Source organism: Delftia acidovorans SPH-1 (assembly GCF_000018665.1).
GTDB classification, from domain to species: domain Bacteria; phylum Pseudomonadota; class Gammaproteobacteria; order Burkholderiales; family Burkholderiaceae_C; genus Comamonas; species Comamonas acidovorans.
In genome coordinates this window covers 4,005,786-4,023,555 of sequence record NC_010002.1, presented here as the reverse complement: position 1 = coordinate 4,023,555, position 17,770 = coordinate 4,005,786, and the positions used below count along the sequence as shown (strand labels likewise).

Here is a 17,770-nt window from a genome sequence, read left to right as displayed (position 1 = left end):
CGGTCCCTGCATGCGACTTCGCCAAGGGCCGTGCATGGCCACACTTGACGGAGATCAGCATGGCACCCTGCCGCACGATTCGCTTGAACCTTTTCCTCGCACCACCGCGCTGGTGGGCCATCACGGCGCTGTGCGCAGCAGCCCTTTCAGCCTGCGGAGGGGGAAGCGATACGGCAGCCCCCTCCCAAGCGGTGGCCGGCCCGCTGGCCTCCGGCACGACGACCCTCGAGAACCTCGTGGTGCTGGACGACACCGTAGGCTCGGCCGTAGCGCAGCCGCAGTTCCACATTGCCCCGGTATTTGTGGAGCCGCCACAGGGGCCGGGCGTCGCAGTTGCAGGCGACGGGGCGCAGCTGCCGCCTGTGGCCAGCATCCTGCCGCCTCAAACCAGATCGCTGTCCACCCGCAGGCTCACCCCCGATGAATTGCTGGCAGCCCAGCGCGGACAGCCGTCCATGGAGATCACCTCCCAGCAGGGCACGCCCACGCCCTTGGCCTCTGGCTCCATCGTGACCTATACCCCGGCGCAAGTACGAGCAGCCTATGGCTTTCCCGGGCTGGCACCGTACGGCAGCCCGCTCACACCGGCACAGGCAGCGCAGATGGGCGCAGGTCAGACCATCTACGTCGTCAATGCCTACCACAACCCCAACGTCGCGACCGAACTGGCCACCTTCAACCAGCGCTTCGGCCTGCCCAACTGTACTGGCCGCATATTGGCGCCCGCTGCCCCGCTGCCCATGCCCGCGGCGTCCTCGACAGGCTGCGAGCTGCTGGTCGCGTACAGCGACACGTCGGGCCAGTTGGCGGCACGCGCACCGGCCTACAACGCGGGCTGGGCCACCGAGATCGCGCTGGATGTGCAGTGGTCGCACGCCATCGCACCGCTTGCACGCATCGTGCTGATCGAGGCGCCTGACGCATCGACCAACAGCCTGCTGCGTGCCGTGCAACTGGCCAATGCCATGGGCCCTGGTGTACTTTCCATGAGCTTCGGCACGGCCGAGGGCAGCTGGACCACCTCCGTGGACTCCGTGTTCGGCGCCAGCCAGATGACCTACCTGGCTGCCACCGGCGACTGGGGCGCGGGCGTGTTGTGGCCTTCAGTCTCCTCCAAGGTGCTCGCCGTGGGAGGCACTTCGCTGAGCTACTCCGGAGCAGGCAGCCGATCTGAGGTGGCCTGGTCGGGCACGGGAGGCGGCATCAGCGCCTATGTACCCGCATCGGCCTACCAACAAAGCGGCGTGCCGGGCGTGGGCGGGCTGAGTCGCCGCACCGTGGCCGACGTGGCAATGAACGCGGATCCGTCCACCGGGCACTATCTGGCCGTCATCCCCTCGGGCGGCACGGCCGTGCAGTGGGTCAGCGCAGGCGGCACCAGCCTGTCTTCCCCGATGTGGGCTGGACTGGTCGCCGTAGCCAACGCCATGCGAGCCCAATCTGCGCTGGCGCCTCTGGGCAGCACCCAACCCATGCTGTACGGCAAAGTGGCAGCAACACCCACCAGCTACTCCAGGGCATTCGCCGACATCACCAGCGGCTCGCATGGCAGTTGCGCCACCTGTTCTGCGCGTGCAGGCTTTGACGAACTCACCGGCCTTGGCACGCCCAATGCCACGGATCTGCTCAGCGCACTGGGCGCCGCCACACCCGCTGCGGTGGCACCGGTCGTGGCTGCGGCCACCATTTCGGGCGATGCCGGCAAGGCCCTGAGCTTCACCGTGTCGGCCACAGGCAGCAACCCGCTGAGCTACAGCCTGGCAAGCGCACCAGCGGGAATGGCGGTCGCAGCCGCGACGGGAATCGTCACCTGGACAGCCCCCGTGGCGGGAAGCTACGCCATCACGGCCCGGGCCACGGACACGAAAACAGGCCTGACCGGGCAGGCGGCCTATACGGTCAGGATCGCACCGGCCCAGCCTCCCGTGGTCACCGGAGCCAGCATCAGCGGTACGGCCAACGTGGCGCTGTCGTTCAGCGCCGCCGCAACCGCGCCCCACCCCGTCAGCTACAGCCTGGTCTCCGCGCCCTCCGGCATGGTCATCAGCACCACCGGCCTGGTGAGCTGGCCCAAGCCCGTGGCAGGTAACTACAGCGTTACGGTGGTGGCCCGGGACACGGCGACCGGACTGAGCGGCAGCGCCGTCTTCACGGTGAAGGTGGCCCCCGCCGGTACAGCAGGCGCCGACCTGGCCATCACCGCCGCCGCCGTGCAGGGCAAGGCAGGCGTCCCCCTGTCCGCAACGATCAGCGTGTCGGCGCCTGGCGCGACCTCCGTGTCAGTGTCCCTCTCCGGCGTGCCGCTGGGCATGGTGTTCACGGCCCAGGGCTCCGCGATCAGCATGCGGTGGGCCCAGCCGGTGGCCGGCAGCTATGCGCTGCTGGTGGTGGCACGTGATTCCCTGGGCCGCAGCGCCCAGGCAACGATGCCCGTCACCATCACGGCGCCTTGAGTTTGGCGCGGCCACGCGGGGCGGATCGCCGCGCCGTGGCTGCGCAGTTCAATCCATCTTGGAGATCATCACCTCGCCAAAGCCGGAGCACGACACCTGGGTGGCGCCGTCCATAAGGCGGGCGAAGTCGTAGGTCACCTGCTTGCTCTGGATGGCCTTTTCCAGCGCGCTGATGACCAGGTCGGCCGCCTCGCGCCAGCCCATGTGGCGCAGCATCATCTCGGCCGAGAGGATTTCGGAGCCCGGGTTCACATAGTCCTTGCCAGCGTACTTGGGGGCCGTGCCGTGCGTGGCCTCGAAGCAGGCCACGGAGTCGGACATGTTGGCGCCGGGCGCAATGCCGATGCCGCCGACCTGGGCCGCCAGCGCGTCCGAGATGTAGTCGCCGTTGAGGTTGAGCGTGGCCACCACCGAATACTCGGCCGGGCGCAGCAGGATCTGCTGCAGGAAGGCGTCGGCAATGGAGTCCTTGATGACGATGTCGCGGCCCGTGCGCGGGTTCTTGAACTTGAGCCAGGGTCCGCCGTCGATGGGCTGGGCGCCGAACTCGCGCGCGGCCAGCGCGTAGCCCCAGTCGCGGAAGCCCCCTTCGGTGAACTTCATGATGTTGCCCTTGTGGACCAGGGTCACGCTGGGCTTGTCATTGTCGATCGCGTACTGGATGGCCTTGCGCACCAGGCGCTCCGTGCCCTCGATGGACACGGGCTTGACGCCGATGCCCGAGGTCTCGGGGAAGCGGATCTTCTTGACGCCCATTTCCTTGACCAGGAAGTCGATGAGCTTCTTGGCGTTGTCGCTGCGGGCCTCGTACTCGATGCCCGCGTAGATGTCCTCGGAGTTCTCGCGAAAGATGACCATGTTGGTCTTCTCGGGCTCCTTCAGCGGCGAGGGCACGCCCTTGAAGTACTGCACGGGGCGCAGGCAGACGTAGAGGTCCAGCTCCTGGCGCAGCGCCACGTTCAGCGAGCGGATGCCGCCGCCCACGGGCGTGGTCAGCGGGCCCTTGATGGAGACCACGTACTCGCGCAGGGCCTGCATGGTTTCCTCGGGCAGCCAGACATCGGGGCCGTAGATGCGCGTGGATTTCTCGCCCGCGAAGACCTCCATCCACTGGATCTTGCGCTTGCCGCCATAGGCCCTGGCCACGGCGGCATCCACCACCTTGATCATCACTGGCGTGATGTCCACGCCGGTGCCGTCGCCTTCAATGAAAGGAATGATGGGCTGGTCTGGCACGTTCAACGACATGTCGGCGTTGACAGTGATCTTCTGGCCCTCGGCCGGCACCTGGATGTGCTGGAAGCGGTTCATGGGGACGGGTCTCCGTTGGCTGGTGCACGAGGCAAGAGTGAATGCCCGGATCGGGCACGAATTTGGTGCAGAAAATTCTAACGACAATCGGGCCGCCCTCCTGTCAACGGCGATACAGTAAGCGCGTTGAGCATGTGCGGTGCATCAAGAATTTCGCACCGTTGTCTGATTCAACTTGGCTTCTACCGCTTTTCTAGGAAATGGCATATATGAAAAAACTCCTCGCTGTCCTGATCGCCGGTTCGTTTGCCGCAGGCGCCTTCGCACAGGCCGCCGCAGCACCCGAAGCGCCGATGTCGGCTCCCACGGCCGCTTCCGCAGCGGCTCCCGCTCACACAGCCAAGAAGGCCAAGGTCGCCAAGAGCGGCAAGCACTCCGGCAAGAAGCACGCCAAGCGCTCCACGAAGAAGGCACACAAGGCCGTGGCCTGATCCATGCCGCGGGATGCCAGCCGGCATCCCCTCAAAAAAAGCCCGCAAGTCAGCAATGCCCTGCGGGCTTTTTGCCGCCAGCCCGGCCATGATGGCCGGGCCAGGCCGATTTTTGCGTCCGGCCACGCGCCCCCTGCGACAGAATGTGCAAGATGACGAAGCCTTCGACACCCCTCCACACATCCCTTTCCCGCCGCGCGCTGCAGCGGTTGCTCATGGCCGCCTGCCTGGCTGGCGCCGCCGTATCGGCAGGCGCACAGCCCCAGGGCAGCCCCCAGATGAATCTGCGCCGCGTGGAGTTGACGGCCGGGTTCCACCGCATCGATGCCCAGGTGGCCGCCTCGGACCGCGAGCGCGCCATCGGCCTGATGTTCCGCCAGGACATGCCCGCGCAGGAGGGCATGATCTTCGTCTTCGAGGTGCCCGCCGTGCAGTGCTTCTGGATGCGCAACACCCTGCTGCCGCTGACCGCCGCCTTCGTGGCCGATGACGGCACCATCGTGAACCTGGCCGACATGAAGCCCATGACCGAGGACTCGCACTGCTCGGCCAAGCCCGTGCGCTATGTGCTGGAGATGAACCAGGGCTGGTTCGCCAAGCGCGGCATCCAGGCCGGAACCAAGCTGAGCGGCAACCTGTTCACCCCAGCCCCAAAACCGGCACCGGCAACCGCCCCCAAGCCATAATCACGCCCCATGCAAGCGCTTCGCTCCTCGTTCTGGCTCACCCGGCTGATATTGGCCTGGTTTGCCGTGACGCTGGGCGTTGCCGTGGCCTCGCCCCTGGTCCATCCCCAGGGATTCGAGCTGGTCTGCACGGCCAGCGGCGACGTCAAGCTGGTGGCGCTGGGCGACAGCGCAGCCCCGGGCATGGGCCACCACCAGCTTGACTGCCCCATGTGCCTGCCCGCCGGCGCACCGCCGCCGGCCCTGCCGACGATGGCCGTGCCCCACCAGCAACCGCTGGCCCACGCGCTGCTGCCGCTGGTGGCGGCGCACATTGCCTCCGTCACACGCGCGCCGCTGCCGGCGCGCGGCCCTCCCTTGCTGACTGCCGTGTTCTCTTGAATCGCCGCCGGGCCTGCTGATGAGCGCCCGGCCCGCCTGTGCCGCGCCTGTGGCCCAGGACTGCGCCGCATGCGCGGTGCAAGACCCGGAGTCAGTTCGTGAATTTTTCCCCTTTCCCCGCGATGGCGGCGCCGGTGCGCGCGTCCACGCACGCCTTTCGTCTCCATCCACTGGCCACGGCGCTGTGCTGCGCGCTGGGCGCCGCATGGACGCCTGCCGCGCACGCGCAGGCCCTGGCCGAGGCGGCACTGCCCGCCGTCGAAGTCTCCGACCAGGCCACGGCCGACGCCAACGGCCTGCTGCCGCTGAACAAGACCGTGGGCACCGCCAGCCGCCTGGGCCTGACGGCGCGCGAGACACCGGCCTCGGTGCACATCGTGGACCGCGCCGCCATCGAGGCGCGCGGCGCCCAGGACACGCAGGAGATCCTGCGCTCCATTCCGGGCGTCACGGCCTACAGCCCGCCCGGCAACATCGGCATCAGCTACCGGGGCTTCGGCACGGGGTCGGTCAGCCAGCTGTTCAACGGCATCAACCTGCAGTACTCCATTGCGGCACGGCCCGTGGACAGCTGGATCTACGACCGGGTGGAGGCCATTGGCGGTGCCTCCGGCTTTCTCTACGGCGCAGGCGGCGTGGGCGGCACGCTGAACTACATCACCAAGCTGGCCCAGCGCGACAGCTTCACCGAAGGCCAGCTACGCCTGGGCAGCTACGGGCTGAAAGAAGCCTCCGTCGGGCTGAACCGCCGCCTGGGCGATGCCACCGACAGCCAGGGCACCACCCATTACCTGCGCCTGGACCTCAACCACCGCGATGCCGGAAGTTGGGTGGGCGGCACGCAGTCGCGCTCCACGCAGCTGGCGGCCTCGCTGCTGTCCGACCTGGGTGGCGGCCTCACGCACACCCTGGCCTACGAAGCCCAGCATGAGCGGGTGGACCGCCCGTACTGGGGCACGCCGCTGCTCAACCCGCTGCGCGGCCAGGCGCGCATTGACGAGGCCACCCTCGGCAAGAACTACAACAGCGCCGACGGCCTGTACGCCCAGCGCGTGCAGTGGCTGCGCTCCATCACCGAATGGCGGGCCAGCGACCGGCTCAAGCTGAGCAACACCTTCTACGCCTATGACGCGCTGCGCGACTACCGCAACGTGGAGACCTACCGCTTCACGCCCGACAACAGCGCGGTGGTGCGCTCGGCCGCGCTGCTGCAGCGCCATGACCAGCGCATGGTGGGCGACCGCATCGAAGGCAGCTACCTGGGCGAGCTGGCCGGCCGGCGCAGCGAATGGGCCTTTGGCCTGGATGTGAGCGTGAACCGGCAGACGCGCTTTCCGAACAGCCTGTCGGGCACGGTGAGCACGGTCAACCCGTACGACTTCACCACCGAGAACTTCTACGACATCCCAGGCATGGCGCCGGGCTTCAGGCCTGACCGCGACAACAAGGTCACCACCACCGCCCTGTACCTGGAAAACCGCACGGCCCTCACCCCGGCCCTGCACCTGCTGACGGCGCTGCGCCATGAACGCATCGATGTGGACCTGACCAACCGGCGCGATGTAACGCCCGCGCTGCCCGCCAGCTACAGCCGCAGCTATAGCCCGACGACCGGGCGCGTGGGCCTGGTCTGGGATGCCACGCCCGAGGCCAATCTCTACGCCCAGTTCTCCACGGCGGCCGATCCGCCGTCGGGCATGCTGATGGGCGCCTCGTTTGCCGACGCCATCAACAACACCGGGCTGACCACGGGCCGCCAGGTGGAGGCGGGCAGCAAGCTGTCGTTCTGGCAGGGCAAGGGAACGGCGGCGCTGGCGGTCTATCACATCACGCGCCGCAACATCTCCACCCAGGACCCGCAGGACAGCACGCGCACGGTGCTGGTGGGCCAGCAGTCCTCGCGCGGGGTGGAGCTGTCCATGGGCCTGGCGCCCACGCCGCGCTGGTCGGTCCAAGGCAACTGGAGCCATGTGGACGCGCGCTATGACAACTACCAGCAAGGCGGCGTGTCCCTGGCGGGCAAACGGCCCACGAACACGCCCGCCAGCGTGCTCAACCTCTGGACCAGCTACCGCATCACGCCGGCGCTGGAGGTCAACGCCGGGCTGCGCCGCGTGGGAGGCATCTATGCCGATGCGGCCAATACCCTGTCCTGGCCCGCCTACACGCTGCTGGACCTGGGCCTGAGCTACCGGATCGACCCGCGCATGACCGTGATCGCACGGCTGCGCAATGCCACGGACCGCGTCTACGCCGCCAGCCTGACCAGCACCATGGCCTACCTGGGGGCGCCGCGCACGGCCGATATCACGCTGCGCGTGGCGTTCTGAGCGAGGGCCGCGCCATGCGCCTTCACCTCAAACGCTGGCTGTTCCTGCTGCACCGCTGGCTGGGCATTGCCGTGTGCCTGTTCTTTGCGCTGTGGTTTGTCTCGGGCATGGTGATGATTTACGTGGGCTACCCCAAGCTCACCGAAGCCGAGCGGCTGCGCCACCTGCCTCCGCTCGATGGCAACGCCGCCCTGCTCGCGCCCGCCGAGGCGCTGCGCGCGGCCGGCATCGACGGCCCGCTCAAGGATCTGCGCCTGCATGCCGGCAGCGCCGGCCGTGCCAGCTACCTGGCCACGCCCGAGGGGCGGCGCCAGCCCGTGGCCATCGATGCGGCCAGCGGCCAGGTGTTGGGCGCCACCAGCGAGGCGCAGGCCCTGGCCAGCGCGCGCGCCTTCGCGGGGGACGGCACGGGCCTGTACTACCTGGGCACGGTGGATGAGGATGCCTTCAGCCACTCGCGCGCGCTGGACATCCACCGCCCCCTGCACCGCGTGCAACTGGACGATGCCCAGGGCACGCTGCTCTACATCTCCGGCCGCACGGCCGAGGTGGTGCGCGATGCCACGCGCACCGAGCGCGGCTGGAACTACCTGGGCGCCTGGCTGCACTGGCTGTACATGTTCCGGGGCAATGCCTTTGATGGCGCCTGGGCCGACATCGTCAACGTGTTGTCGCTGGTCGGCATTGCCGTGGCCACCACCGGCACCGTGGTCGGGGTGATGCGCTGGCGGTTCAGGCAGCCCTACCGCAGCGGCCGGCGCACGCCCTACCCGGGCCTCGCCATGCGCTGGCACCATGTGGCGGGCCTGCTGTTCGCGCTGACCACGCTGGCCTGGATCTTCAGCGGCCTGATGTCCATGAACCCCTGGCGCCTGTTCGACACGGGCACGCCACCACTGCACATGGCCCGGTGGCAGCAGGGCCCTCTGCGCCTGACAGGGGGCGACGCCACGCCGCAGTCGCTGATTGCCGCAGCGGGCGGACCCGTGCGCGAACTGCGCTGGCTGCGCACCGCAGGCCGCACCGAGGTGCTGGCCCAGCCCGCAGCCGGCACGCCCCTGGTGCTGGACAGCGCCAGCGCCGCGCCCGTGACCCATTCGCGCGAGGCCCTGCTGGACCGCGCGGCCGTGCTGATCGACGCCCCCGTGCTGCGCAGCGAATGGCTGACCGCGCACGACCTGTACTGGTACGAGCGCGCCGAGCACACCATGATGGGCGGCCATGACAAGCCCCTGCCCGTGATGCGCGTGGTGTATGGCGATGCTGCGGCCAGCTGGGTGCACATCGACCCGCACACGGGCCAGGTACTGGGCCGGCTGGACGGCACCCAGCGCCTCAAGCGCTGGCTGTTCGCCATGCTGCACAGCTGGGACTGGCTGCCGCTGCTGCAGCGCCGGCCGCTGTGGGATGCGCTGCTGCTGGCCTTCAGCCTGGGCGGCCTGCTGATGAGCGCCACGGGCGTGCTCATAGGCGTGCGTAGGCTGCGCCGCAAGCGCAGTCATCGCGCACAGCCATCTGCTTGCCTGGAGGCGCAGCCACATGGTTAGCCACCATACTGTATGCTTGCCGCATGCAACTCGAACAGAAATACCAGGCCCTGCTGGCCGAGGCCGAGCGCCGCAAGCTGGACGACGTGGACAGCATGCGGCTGTGCTTCCAGACCCTGTCCCTGGCTGCGCGCATCGACCGTGACTGCGCCGCACTGCTGGCGCCCCATGGCCTGTCCGAAGGGCGCTTCGTGCTGCTGTTCCTGCTGGAATCCGCCAGCGAAGGGCTGGCGCCCAACCACCTGGCCGAGCAGGCCGGCATCACCCGCGCCACCGTGACCGGCCTGCTGGACGGCCTGGAACGCGAGGCCCTGGCCGAGCGCCTGCCTGACCCGGCCGACCGCCGCGCGCTGCGCGTGCAGCTCACCGCCAAGGGCCGCCAGCTGGCGCGCAAGCTGTTTGCCCGGCACAGCCAATGGATCGCCGGCCTGTTTTCCAACCTGTCGCCCGCCGAACGCGGCCAGTTGGGAAAGCTGCTGGCCAAGGCCGCCGCAGGCGTGGAGGCCAGCGCATGACGGCGCCCGCCCCCCGGCGCAAGGGCGCCAACCGCACGGCCGATATCACTCCCGAACTGCTGCAGGCCCTGTCCCTGGGCGAGATCGAGACCGCCACGCTGACCGAAAGCCTGGCCGTGGACCAGGCCCGGCTGCTGCAGGCCGTCTTTCCCGACGCGTGGCCGCAACTGGAGGACACGGCGCAGGCGCTGGGCCAGCTTGGCATTCTCAAGCGCATGGAGTCCATTGGCGGCCTGCTGTGGCAGGCGCTGGGCCAGGCCGGCTGGCAGCGCTGCCTCACGCACCGCTCTGACACGGTGCGCGGCTGGGCCTGCTTCATGGCCGGTGCGCAGCCGGGCCTGACCCTGAGCCAGCGCCTGGAGCTGCTGCAGCCGCTGGCCGATGACTCGCATTTCGGCGTGCGCGAATGGTCGTGGATGGGCGTGCGCCCGCATCTGGCCAGCGATCTGCCGCAGGCCGTGGCCGAGTTGTCCCGGTGGACAAGGCGGACCTCCGACCGCCTGCGCCGCTTCGCCAGCGAGGCCCTGCGGCCGCGCGGCGTCTGGTGCAGCCATATCGCGGCGCTCAAGCAGCAGCCGGAGATCGCCCTGCCCCTTTTGCAGCGGCTGCGCGCCGATGCCTCGCCCTATGTGCAGGACTCGGTGGCCAACTGGCTCAACGACGCGGCCAAGAGCCGGCCCGACTGGGTGCGCGCCCTGTGCGCGCAATGGCTCGAGGAATCGCCCGTGCCCGCCACGCGCCGCATCTGCGAGCGTGCGCAGCGCAGCCTCAAGGAGAGCTAGCCTCCTGCCGGCCCGCCAGCCGCTCGCAGTCGGGCTGGATGCAGCGCCCGTAGAGGATGTGCGAGTGCTCCACGATGGCAAAGCCATGCGAGCGCGCCAGCAGCTTCTGGCGCTGTTCGATCACGGCATCGTGGAACTCCTGCACCAGGCCGCAGCGCGTGCAGATCAGGTGGTCATGGTGCTCGCCGTCGTCGAGTTCATAGACCGCCTTGCCCGCCGCAAAGCGCTGCTGGCGCAGCATGCCGGCCTGCTCCAGCTGCGCCAGCACGCGGTAGACCGTGGCCAGGCTGGTGCCCCGGCCCTGGTCATGCAGCTGGCGGTAGACCTCCTCCGCCGCCAGATGCCGCTGGTCCCCGTGGCGAAAGATGTCCAGTACCCACAGTCGCGCCAGCGTGGCCTTCAGCCCCAGGTTCTTGAGGTCAGCGGAATCGGACATGCAGCCCTCCCGGCCGGTCAGAACTCATTGTGGATGGCCTTGTAGCCGCGCACCAATTCGTTGTTGGTGCGGACCACGTCCTCGGAGAAATCGCTGGCGTCGGCGGGCACCTGGGCCAGCGTGGACAGGTCGGTCTCCGGGCCTATGCGCGCAGTGGACGGCACATAAAAGCCTGGCGGCAGGTGGCATCCATCGACCACGGCGTTGTAGCGCACCACGCAGCCGTCATCGACCACGCAGTTGAACAGCACGCTGTTGAAGCCGATGAACACGCCATTGCCCACGGTGCAGGGCCCGTGGACGATGGCGCGATGGGCGATCGAGGTGTGCTGCCCCACGCTGACGCGCGCGCCGGACTTGGAGTGGATCACCACCCCGTCCTGGATGTTGGAGTGCGCACCGATCACGATGGGGTCGATGTGGCCTTCCGCATCCATCTCGTCGGCACGGATCACCGCATAGGGGCCGATGAAGACGTTCTCTTCCACGACCACCAGTCCGCACAGGATGGCCGTGGGGTCCACGAAGGCGCTGGCATGGATGCGCGGCAGGTCGCCGCGCGGGTTCTTGCGGATCATCCCTTGCGCCTGTTCCTTGCGCCGCCCTGGCGGGCCTTGAAGCGCGGGTTGCTCTTGCAGATGACGTAGATGCGGCCGCGCCGGCGCACCACCTGGCAGTCTCGATGGCGCAGCTTGGCTTCCTTGAGGGACGAGAGAACTTGCATGGGAAAACTCCTTGGGTTGAAGAGAAACGGGTGCCGGCTCGCCGGTCATGCCCAGGCCACGGCATCGTGCGGATGCAGGCTCTCCATGTGGCGCACATGCACGCGCGGCCGGGCGTAGATGCCTTCCAGCGCGGCCTGTATGCGGCGCGCCGCATCCTCGACAAACATCAGGTTGCGGCCGTTGAGCGCGGCAAAGGCCTGCTCGTCGGCGCGCTTGACGGCGGTCTGCACGGGCGTGCCCAGCGCCTGCTCCACGCGGGCGATCAGGGGCAGGATGCCGAGGTCCGGCGCATCACAGGCCAAGTCCACGCTGACCTGGGCCTCGCTGCGCTGGCTGTGTGCCGTGGCCAGCGTGCCGTGCCGGCGCAGCCAGGAAGCCACCTGGTCCGGCTCCACCAGGGGCTCGCCCGCAAAGGCCTGCAAAAAGCCCTGCTCCAGCAACTGGCGCGACAGTGCCGCCGAGCAGGGGCAGGTCGAGGAATAGCCCACGCCCACCTGCAGCCGCAGCTGGAACACGCCCTGCGCCAGCGTGGCGTCCAGGCGCACGGGATAGGACTTCCAGCCCGACAGATCGTGGGTGACCAGGGCGGGCCGCTGGGCCAGCAGGTCCAGCGACAGGCGCATTCGGGCGCTGCGGCTTTGGCAGTCGAGGTGGCTGTCGATCATGGCCTGCAGCGCATGGCGCAGCGCCAGGGCAGACAGCGCGGATTCCTCGGCCAGGCTGTCCAGTTGCCGGTACAGCCGGGACATGTGTATGCCCTTGACATGGGCCGCAGGAAGATCGACCTGCACATCGGCGCGCGCATGCAGCTCGCGCCAGTAGCCGGGCTCGGCCACGGTCACGGGCAGGTCTATGCCCTGCATGCCCACCCATTGCAGCGGGCTGAGGCTGGGCGCGGGATCGGTCAGGGAAACATCGGGAAGAGGTGCAAGCATTCGGGGCTCCAGGGGCCGCGCCCGCGAGGGCGGCGCGGCAAGCGTTCAATGTCGACTCAGGGCCAACTCAGGGCCGGCTCGGTACCGGCCGGGCATCAGTTCCATCCGGGAAAGGGGTTGTCCCACTGCGTCCAGGCCTGCGGGCCCATGGCCATTTCCGCATCGGTCAGCAGGCATTCGTCCAGGCGTGCGCGCAGCGCCTGCTCGTCCATGCCCATGCCGATCAGCACCAGTTCCTGGCGCGCGTCGCCCACGCCATCGACCCATTTGTCCAGGATGCGCTCCACGCTCTCGGGGTCGCGCGGCCAGCGCTCGGCCTCTACGGCGGCCCACCAGTGGCCGGCCGGGCCATGGCGGGCCACGGCGCCGGCCTGGGACCAGGAGCCGGCCAGCGCCGGATGGCTGGCCAGCCAGAAAAATCCCTTGGAGCGCACCACTCCCGGCCATTCGCTTTGCACCAGGCCGAAGAAGCGCCGGGGATGAAAGGGGCGGCGGGCGCGGTAGACAAAGCTGGCAACGCCATAGGCCTCGGTCTCGGGCTGGTGCGTGCCACGCAACTGCTGCAGCCAGCCCGGCGCCCTGGAGGCCTCCTCGAAATCGAACAGCCCGGTATCGAGCACGCGATCCAGCGGCAGCTGGCCGAAGGAGGCGGCCTCCAGCCTGGCACGCGGGTTGAGCCCGCGCAGGATGGCCATGAGCCGGCTGCAGTCCTCATCGGTGACCAGGTCGATCTTGTTGAGCACGATCACATCGCAGAACTCCACCTGCTCGATCAGCAGATCGACCACAGTGCGGCGGTCCTCCTCGCCCAGCGATTCGCCGCGCGAGCGCAGGCTGTCACGCGAGCCATAGTCGTGCAGGAAGTTGAAGGCATCGACCACGGTTACCATGGTGTCCAGCCGCGCCACATCGCCCAGGCTGCGTCCGTCCTCGCCAGCGAAGGTGAAGGTCTCGGCCACCGGCAGCGGCTCGGAGATGCCCGTTGACTCGATGACCAGCTGGTCGAAGCGGCCCTCGCCCGCCAGCCGCGCCACCTCCAGCAGCAGGTCCTCGCGCAGCGTGCAGCAGATGCAGCCATTGCTCATCTCCACCAGCTTTTCGTCGGTGCGCGACAGGCCGGCGCCGCCATCGCGCACCAGGGCCGCGTCGATATTGACCTCGGACATGTCATTGACGATGACGGCCACGCGCCGCCCTTCGCGGTTGTGCAGGATGTGGTTGAGCAAGGTGGTCTTGCCTGCGCCCAGAAAGCCCGACAGCACGGTCACAGGCAATCGGGCATGCGGCGGCTGAACCGGCGCTACGGTATGCATCATGGAATCTCTCGAACAGGGACAGGGAGCACGCGGCGGGCACTGCGGCCGCATGCGCAGGGAAGGGTCTCAGGCGGGGAGCGCGGTGCAGCAGGCGGAGCACTTGCCATGCAGCTCGATGTTCGAATGGGCCAGCGCAAAAGCATTGCCATGCGCCCAGCTGCCCAGGCAGCGGTTGAGCGCGTCGTCCACGAACTCATCGACCTGGCCGCAGCTGTCGCAGATCGCAAAGGCCGAGAAATCATGGCTGCCCTCGTCCGGATGCGAGCAGCAGACATAGGCATTCAGCGACTCCAGGCGATGGACCACGCCCTGCTCGGCCAGCTTGTCCAGCGCGCGGTAGACCTGGGTAGGAGCCGTCAAGCCGTGGTCCCGCAACTGGTCGAGCAGCGCGTAGGCCGTCAGCGGCGCGCCGGCCTGGCGCAGCGTGTCGAGCACGCGTTGTTGCTTGGTGGTCAGGGAGTGGGACATGGTGGTTTCCTGGTCAAAAAGGGCGGGCAGCGACCTTGCCCTGCATCAAAACAGTTACGTTATAACATAACAAAATCGGCGGCCACGCACTGTTTTACAATTAAAAAGAATATTAAGTTGCGCCTAAATACACAACAGGTTATAGTCAGCTCCGTTGTTGAGGCCAAGCGCTTAAGCCGCCCACTTCCCTTCCCTGCACAACGGCTGTCCGCCGCTCCCCGCAGGATGTCTCTTGCGACCTTTGTCGCACAGTTGGTCTGTAGAGCTGCAGCCAACCGAGTTCCCAGATGCTCACGCAGGCCTGTTCAAGGCTGCGAACCTGACTGAACCACATTTCAAACACTGGCATTCCCATGGGCAAGTACGTCGTCTCGCCCTCGACACACCCGACCGACTGCGGCCGCTTCCGCGCCTCCTTCGCGGTCCATCGCTCCCAAGGCAACGGCAGCTACTGCCGCGTATTCCGTTTCGACAAGGCGTTCGCCTCCCGCGAGGCAGCACGGCTGTTTGCCGTCACCCAGGGCTGGCTCCAGACCTGCATGCAGCACCCGCCTGCGTGCTGACGGCTCGCCTGCCGCCCTCCCACCCATTCACCGCCGCGGATTGCACAGTCCGCCGCATGCATGCCAACGGTGCGCCCTTTTGCGCACATCCAATCGAAGAGGTTTTCCTATGACCACCAAAATCTACGTGGGCAATCTGCCCTACTCCGTGACCGACTCCAGCCTGGAAAGCAACTTTGCCGAGTTCGGCAACGTGGCCTCCGCCAAGGTCATGATGGACCGCGAAACCGGCCGCTCCAAGGGCTTCGGCTTTGTGGAGATGGCTTCTGCCGAAGTCGCCCAGGCCGCCATCACCGGCCTGCACGGCATGTCCGTGGACGGACGCTCGATCGTCGTGAACCTGGCCCGTCCCCGTGAAGAAGGCCGCAGCTCCGGTGGTTACAGCCCGCAGGGTTACGCCGGCAAGCGTTCGGACGTCGGCTACGGCAATGGCGGCCACGGCGGCGGTCGCTACTGATCACGGCGCAGCTTCCAAAAACCGGCTCTCTGGGCCGGTTTTTTTTCGCCTGCGGTTTTCTTTCCTGCCGTTGCAGGCATGAAAAAACCGGCCGCCCTTGCGGGTCGGCCGGTCATGGCTGAAGCCTGCCGGGGCCAGGCCCCGGCACAACGGCTTACAGCAGCGCGTCGATGGCTGCGTTGAACGTGGCGCTGGGGCGCATCACGGCATCCATCTTGGCCACGTCGGGCATGTAGTAGCCACCGATGTCCACGGCCTTGCCCTGCACGGTGCGCAGCTCTTCGATGATCTTGGACTCGTTGTCGGCCAGTTGCTTGGCCAGCGAAGCGAACTTGGAGGCCAGTTCGGCATCTTCCGTCTGCGCCGCCAGGGCCTGTGCCCAATACAGGGCGATGTAGAACTGGCTGCCACGGTTGTCCAGCTCGCCGGTGCGGCGCGAAGGCGACTTGTCTTCGTCCAGCAGCTTGCCCGTGGCTTCATCCAGGGTCTTGGCCAGCAGCTTGGCGCGGGCGTTGTCGTTCTTGATGCCCAGGTCTTCAAGCGACACGGCCAGTGCCAGGAACTCGCCCAGCGAATCCCAGCGCAGGTGGTTTTCTTCCACCAGCTGCTGCACGTGCTTGGGAGCCGAGCCGCCAGCACCCGTTTCGTACATGCCGCCACCGGCCATCAGGGGCACGATGGACAGCATCTTGGCTGAGGTGCCCAGTTCCATGATGGGGAACAGGTCGGTCAGGTAGTCGCGCAGGATGTTGCCGGTCACCGAGATGGTGTCCAGGCCGCGGGCCACGCGCTCCAGCGTGTAGCGCATGGCGCGGACCTGAGACAGGATGTGGATTTCCAGGCCCGTGGTGTCGTAGTCCTTCAGGTAGGTGTTGACCTTCTTGATCAGCTCGGCCTCGTGCGGACGATAGGGGTCCAGCCAGAACACGGCAGGCATGCCGGAGTTGCGGGCACGCGTGACGGCCAGCTTGACCCAGTCGCGGATGGGAGCGTCCTTGACCTGGCACATGCGCCAGATGTCGCCCTGCTCCACGTTCTGGCTCATCAGCACTTCGCCGGTGGCCAGATCGACGATGTTGGCAACGCCGTCTTCCTCGATCTCGAAGGTCTTGTCGTGCGAGCCGTACTCTTCGGCCTTTTGCGCCATCAGGCCCACGTTGGGCACGGTGCCCATGGTCTTGGGGTCGAAGTTGCCGTGCCACTTGCAGAAGTTGATCATCTCCTGATAGATGCGGGCAAAGGTGGACTCAGGCATCACGGCCTTGCAGTCGTAGGGCTTGCCGTCGGCGCCCCACATCTTGCCGCCCTGGCGGATCATGGCGGGCATGGACGCGTCAACGATCACGTCGTTGGGCGAGTGGAAGTTGGTGATGCCCTTGGCCGAGTCCACCATGGCCAGCGCGGGACGGTGTTCCTGGCAGGCGTGCAGGTCACGGATGATCTCTTCGCGCAGCGAGGCGGGCAGCGTCTCGATTTTCTCGTACAGCGTGGACATGCCGTTGTTGACGTTCACGCCCAGCTCGTCGAACAGCTTGCCGTGCTTCTCGAAGGCTTCCTTGTAGTAGATCCTCACGCAGTGGCCGAACACGATGGGGTGCGAGACCTTCATCATCGTGGCCTTGACGTGCAGCGAGAACAGGATGCCGGCGTCGCGGCAGTCGTCCAGTTCCTTTTCGTAGAAGTCGCACAGCGCCTTCTTGCTCATGAACATGGAGTCGATGATCTCGCCGGCCTGCAGCGCGACCTTGGGCTTGAGCACCACGGTCTTGCCGCTCTTGGTGGTCAGCTCCATCTTGACGTCGCGGGCCTTGTCCAGGGTCATGGACTTTTCGCCGTGGTAGAAGTCGCCGTGCTCCATGTGCGAGACATGGGTTTGCGACCACTGCTTCCACTCGCCCATGGAGTGGGGGTGCTTCTTGGCGTAGTTCTTGACGGCGGCAGGAGCGCGGCGGTCGGAGTTGCCCTCGCGCAGCACGGGGTTCACGGCCGAGCCCAGGCACTTGCCGTAGCGTGCCTTGATGTCCTTTTCCTGGTCGTTGGTCGGATTCTCGGGGTAGTCGGGCAGTGCGTAGCCCTTGCCCTGCAGCTCCTTGATGGCAGCCGTCAGCTGGGCCACGGAGGCGCTGATGTTGGGCAGCTTGATGATGTTGACATCGGGCTCCAGCGTCTTCTTGCCGAGCTCGGACAAGGTGTGGGCCACGCGCTGGTCTTCGGCCAGGAATTCGGAGAACTCACCCAGGATGCGGTGGGCCACGGAGATGTCGGCGGTCTCGACATTCACGCCGGCGGGTGCGGCAAAGGCGCGCACCACAGGCAGGAAGGCACTGGTGGCAAGGCGCGGAGCCTCATCGGTCAGGGTGTAGATGATGGTGGGTTGCTGCGTGCTCATCTCTTGTCTCAGGTAGTGAAAAGGTAGGGGTCGCGCCGCAGGCCG

General features: G+C 67.4%; 18 protein-coding genes. 10 read left to right on the top strand and 8 right to left on the bottom strand.

The features are described 5' to 3' along the window. Window positions 1–83 precede the first annotated feature (83 nt). Window positions 84–2,453: a S53 family peptidase gene (locus DACI_RS18430; protein WP_043783511.1), complete on the top strand. Its 2,370-nt coding sequence runs from the start codon at window positions 84–86 to the stop codon at window positions 2,451–2,453. A gap of 48 nt (window positions 2,454–2,501) precedes the next feature. Here DACI_RS18430 and icd read toward each other — a convergent pair whose 3' ends face one another. Beyond that, window positions 2,502–3,764 (bottom strand): NADP-dependent isocitrate dehydrogenase, encoded by a 1,263-nt coding sequence (icd, locus tag DACI_RS18425; RefSeq protein WP_012205489.1) that lies wholly within the window; start codon window positions 3,762–3,764, stop codon window positions 2,502–2,504. 209 nt (window positions 3,765–3,973) lie between these two features. Between icd and DACI_RS18420 the strand changes: the two genes are divergently transcribed. From DACI_RS18420 to DACI_RS18390, 7 genes are all read left to right on the top strand, one after another. Continuing rightward, window positions 3,974–4,195, top strand: coding sequence for a hypothetical protein (locus DACI_RS18420; RefSeq protein WP_012205488.1), 222 nt, complete (start codon window positions 3,974–3,976; stop codon window positions 4,193–4,195). 215 nt (window positions 4,196–4,410) lie between these two features. Continuing rightward, window positions 4,411–4,881 (top strand): DUF192 domain-containing protein, encoded by a 471-nt coding sequence (locus DACI_RS18415; RefSeq protein WP_043781935.1) that lies wholly within the window; start codon window positions 4,411–4,413, stop codon window positions 4,879–4,881. A 9-nt stretch (window positions 4,882–4,890) separates the two neighbouring features. Continuing rightward, window positions 4,891–5,262, top strand: coding sequence for a DUF2946 family protein (locus tag DACI_RS18410; protein ID WP_012205486.1), 372 nt, complete (start codon window positions 4,891–4,893; stop codon window positions 5,260–5,262). A 122-nt stretch (window positions 5,263–5,384) separates the two neighbouring features. Continuing rightward, a complete protein-coding gene (locus tag DACI_RS18405; RefSeq protein ID WP_012205485.1) occupies window positions 5,385–7,592 on the top strand; it encodes a TonB-dependent receptor in 2,208 nt (735 codons plus the stop codon). Window positions 7,593–7,606: 14 nt separating this feature from the next. After that, a complete protein-coding gene (locus tag DACI_RS18400; protein ID WP_012205484.1) occupies window positions 7,607–9,139 on the top strand; it encodes a PepSY domain-containing protein in 1,533 nt (510 codons plus the stop codon). Between the two features lie 23 nt (window positions 9,140–9,162). After that, window positions 9,163–9,654: a MarR family winged helix-turn-helix transcriptional regulator gene (locus DACI_RS18395; protein WP_012205483.1), complete on the top strand. Its 492-nt coding sequence runs from the start codon at window positions 9,163–9,165 to the stop codon at window positions 9,652–9,654. Continuing rightward, a complete protein-coding gene (locus DACI_RS18390) occupies window positions 9,651–10,436 on the top strand; it encodes a DNA alkylation repair protein (RefSeq protein WP_012205482.1) in 786 nt (261 codons plus the stop codon). The genes DACI_RS18395 and DACI_RS18390 overlap by 4 nt, the downstream gene beginning before the upstream one ends. On the opposite strand, the gene fur is transcribed toward DACI_RS18390, so the two are convergent. The 6 genes from fur to DACI_RS18360 all read right to left on the bottom strand — a co-directional run bounded on the left by fur (window position 10,423) and on the right by DACI_RS18360 (window position 14,316). Then, window positions 10,423–10,872, bottom strand: coding sequence for a ferric iron uptake transcriptional regulator (fur, locus tag DACI_RS18385; RefSeq protein WP_012205481.1), 450 nt, complete (start codon window positions 10,870–10,872; stop codon window positions 10,423–10,425). The genes DACI_RS18390 and fur overlap by 14 nt on opposite strands. Window positions 10,873–10,889: 17 nt before the next feature. Beyond that, a complete protein-coding gene (locus DACI_RS18380; RefSeq protein WP_012205480.1) occupies window positions 10,890–11,450 on the bottom strand; it encodes a gamma carbonic anhydrase family protein in 561 nt (186 codons plus the stop codon). Beyond that, a complete protein-coding gene (gene ykgO, locus DACI_RS18375) occupies window positions 11,447–11,596 on the bottom strand; it encodes a type B 50S ribosomal protein L36 (protein WP_012205479.1) in 150 nt (49 codons plus the stop codon). Before ykgO ends, DACI_RS18380 begins: the two co-directional genes overlap by 4 nt. A gap of 45 nt (window positions 11,597–11,641) precedes the next feature. After that, window positions 11,642–12,532 (bottom strand): GTP cyclohydrolase FolE2, encoded by an 891-nt coding sequence (gene folE2 / locus DACI_RS18370; protein WP_012205478.1) that lies wholly within the window; start codon window positions 12,530–12,532, stop codon window positions 11,642–11,644. Between the two features lie 95 nt (window positions 12,533–12,627). Next, window positions 12,628–13,848 carry a zinc metallochaperone GTPase ZigA gene (gene zigA, locus DACI_RS18365; protein ID WP_043781933.1) on the bottom strand — a complete coding sequence of 407 codons (1,221 nt, stop codon included), beginning with the start codon at window positions 13,846–13,848 and terminating at the stop codon, window positions 12,628–12,630. A gap of 66 nt (window positions 13,849–13,914) precedes the next feature. Further along, a complete protein-coding gene (locus DACI_RS18360) occupies window positions 13,915–14,316 on the bottom strand; it encodes a Fur family transcriptional regulator (RefSeq protein WP_012205476.1) in 402 nt (133 codons plus the stop codon). Window positions 14,317–14,669: 353 nt separating this feature from the next. On the opposite strand from DACI_RS18360, the gene DACI_RS18355 reads away from it, so the two are divergent. Continuing rightward, on the top strand, window positions 14,670–14,879 hold the full coding sequence (locus DACI_RS18355; protein ID WP_012205475.1) for a hypothetical protein: 210 nt from the start codon (window positions 14,670–14,672) through the stop codon (window positions 14,877–14,879). 109 nt (window positions 14,880–14,988) lie between these two features. Beyond that, a complete protein-coding gene (locus DACI_RS18350; protein WP_012205474.1) occupies window positions 14,989–15,336 on the top strand; it encodes an RNA recognition motif domain-containing protein in 348 nt (115 codons plus the stop codon). 154 nt (window positions 15,337–15,490) lie between these two features. Here DACI_RS18350 and DACI_RS18345 read toward each other — a convergent pair whose 3' ends face one another. Beyond that, window positions 15,491–17,725, bottom strand: a complete 2,235-nt coding sequence (locus tag DACI_RS18345; protein WP_012205473.1) for an NADP-dependent isocitrate dehydrogenase — start codon at window positions 17,723–17,725, stop codon at window positions 15,491–15,493. Between the last annotated feature and the right edge of the window lie 45 nt (window positions 17,726–17,770).

Bases quoted from the DNA above. Each gene is read 5' to 3' on its own strand.
- DACI_RS18360 (WP_012205476.1), bottom strand. From the start codon at position 14,316: ATGTCCCACTCCCTGACCACCAAGCAACAACGCGTGCTCGACACGCTG.
- DACI_RS18400 (WP_012205484.1), top strand. From the start codon at position 7,607: ATGCGCCTTCACCTCAAACGCTGGCTGTTCCTGCTGCACCGCTGGCTG.
- DACI_RS18415 (WP_043781935.1), top strand. From the start codon at position 4,411: ATGGCCGCCTGCCTGGCTGGCGCCGCCGTATCGGCAGGCGCACAGCCC.
- zigA (WP_043781933.1), bottom strand. From the start codon at position 13,848: ATGATGCATACCGTAGCGCCGGTTCAGCCGCCGCATGCCCGATTGCCT.
- DACI_RS18350 (WP_012205474.1), top strand. From the start codon at position 14,989: ATGACCACCAAAATCTACGTGGGCAATCTGCCCTACTCCGTGACCGAC.
- ykgO (WP_012205479.1), bottom strand. From the start codon at position 11,596: ATGCAAGTTCTCTCGTCCCTCAAGGAAGCCAAGCTGCGCCATCGAGAC.
- DACI_RS18380 (WP_012205480.1), bottom strand. From the start codon at position 11,450: ATGATCCGCAAGAACCCGCGCGGCGACCTGCCGCGCATCCATGCCAGC.
- DACI_RS18405 (WP_012205485.1), top strand. From the start codon at position 5,385: ATGGCGGCGCCGGTGCGCGCGTCCACGCACGCCTTTCGTCTCCATCCA.
- fur (WP_012205481.1), bottom strand. From the start codon at position 10,872: ATGTCCGATTCCGCTGACCTCAAGAACCTGGGGCTGAAGGCCACGCTG.
- DACI_RS18390 (WP_012205482.1), top strand. From the start codon at position 9,651: ATGACGGCGCCCGCCCCCCGGCGCAAGGGCGCCAACCGCACGGCCGAT.
- DACI_RS18395 (WP_012205483.1), top strand. From the start codon at position 9,163: ATGCAACTCGAACAGAAATACCAGGCCCTGCTGGCCGAGGCCGAGCGC.
- DACI_RS18355 (WP_012205475.1), top strand. From the start codon at position 14,670: ATGGGCAAGTACGTCGTCTCGCCCTCGACACACCCGACCGACTGCGGC.
- DACI_RS18410 (WP_012205486.1), top strand. From the start codon at position 4,891: ATGCAAGCGCTTCGCTCCTCGTTCTGGCTCACCCGGCTGATATTGGCC.
- icd (WP_012205489.1), bottom strand. From the start codon at position 3,764: ATGAACCGCTTCCAGCACATCCAGGTGCCGGCCGAGGGCCAGAAGATC.
- folE2 (WP_012205478.1), bottom strand. From the start codon at position 12,532: ATGCTTGCACCTCTTCCCGATGTTTCCCTGACCGATCCCGCGCCCAGC.
- DACI_RS18345 (WP_012205473.1), bottom strand. From the start codon at position 17,725: ATGAGCACGCAGCAACCCACCATCATCTACACCCTGACCGATGAGGCT.
- DACI_RS18420 (WP_012205488.1), top strand. From the start codon at position 3,974: ATGAAAAAACTCCTCGCTGTCCTGATCGCCGGTTCGTTTGCCGCAGGC.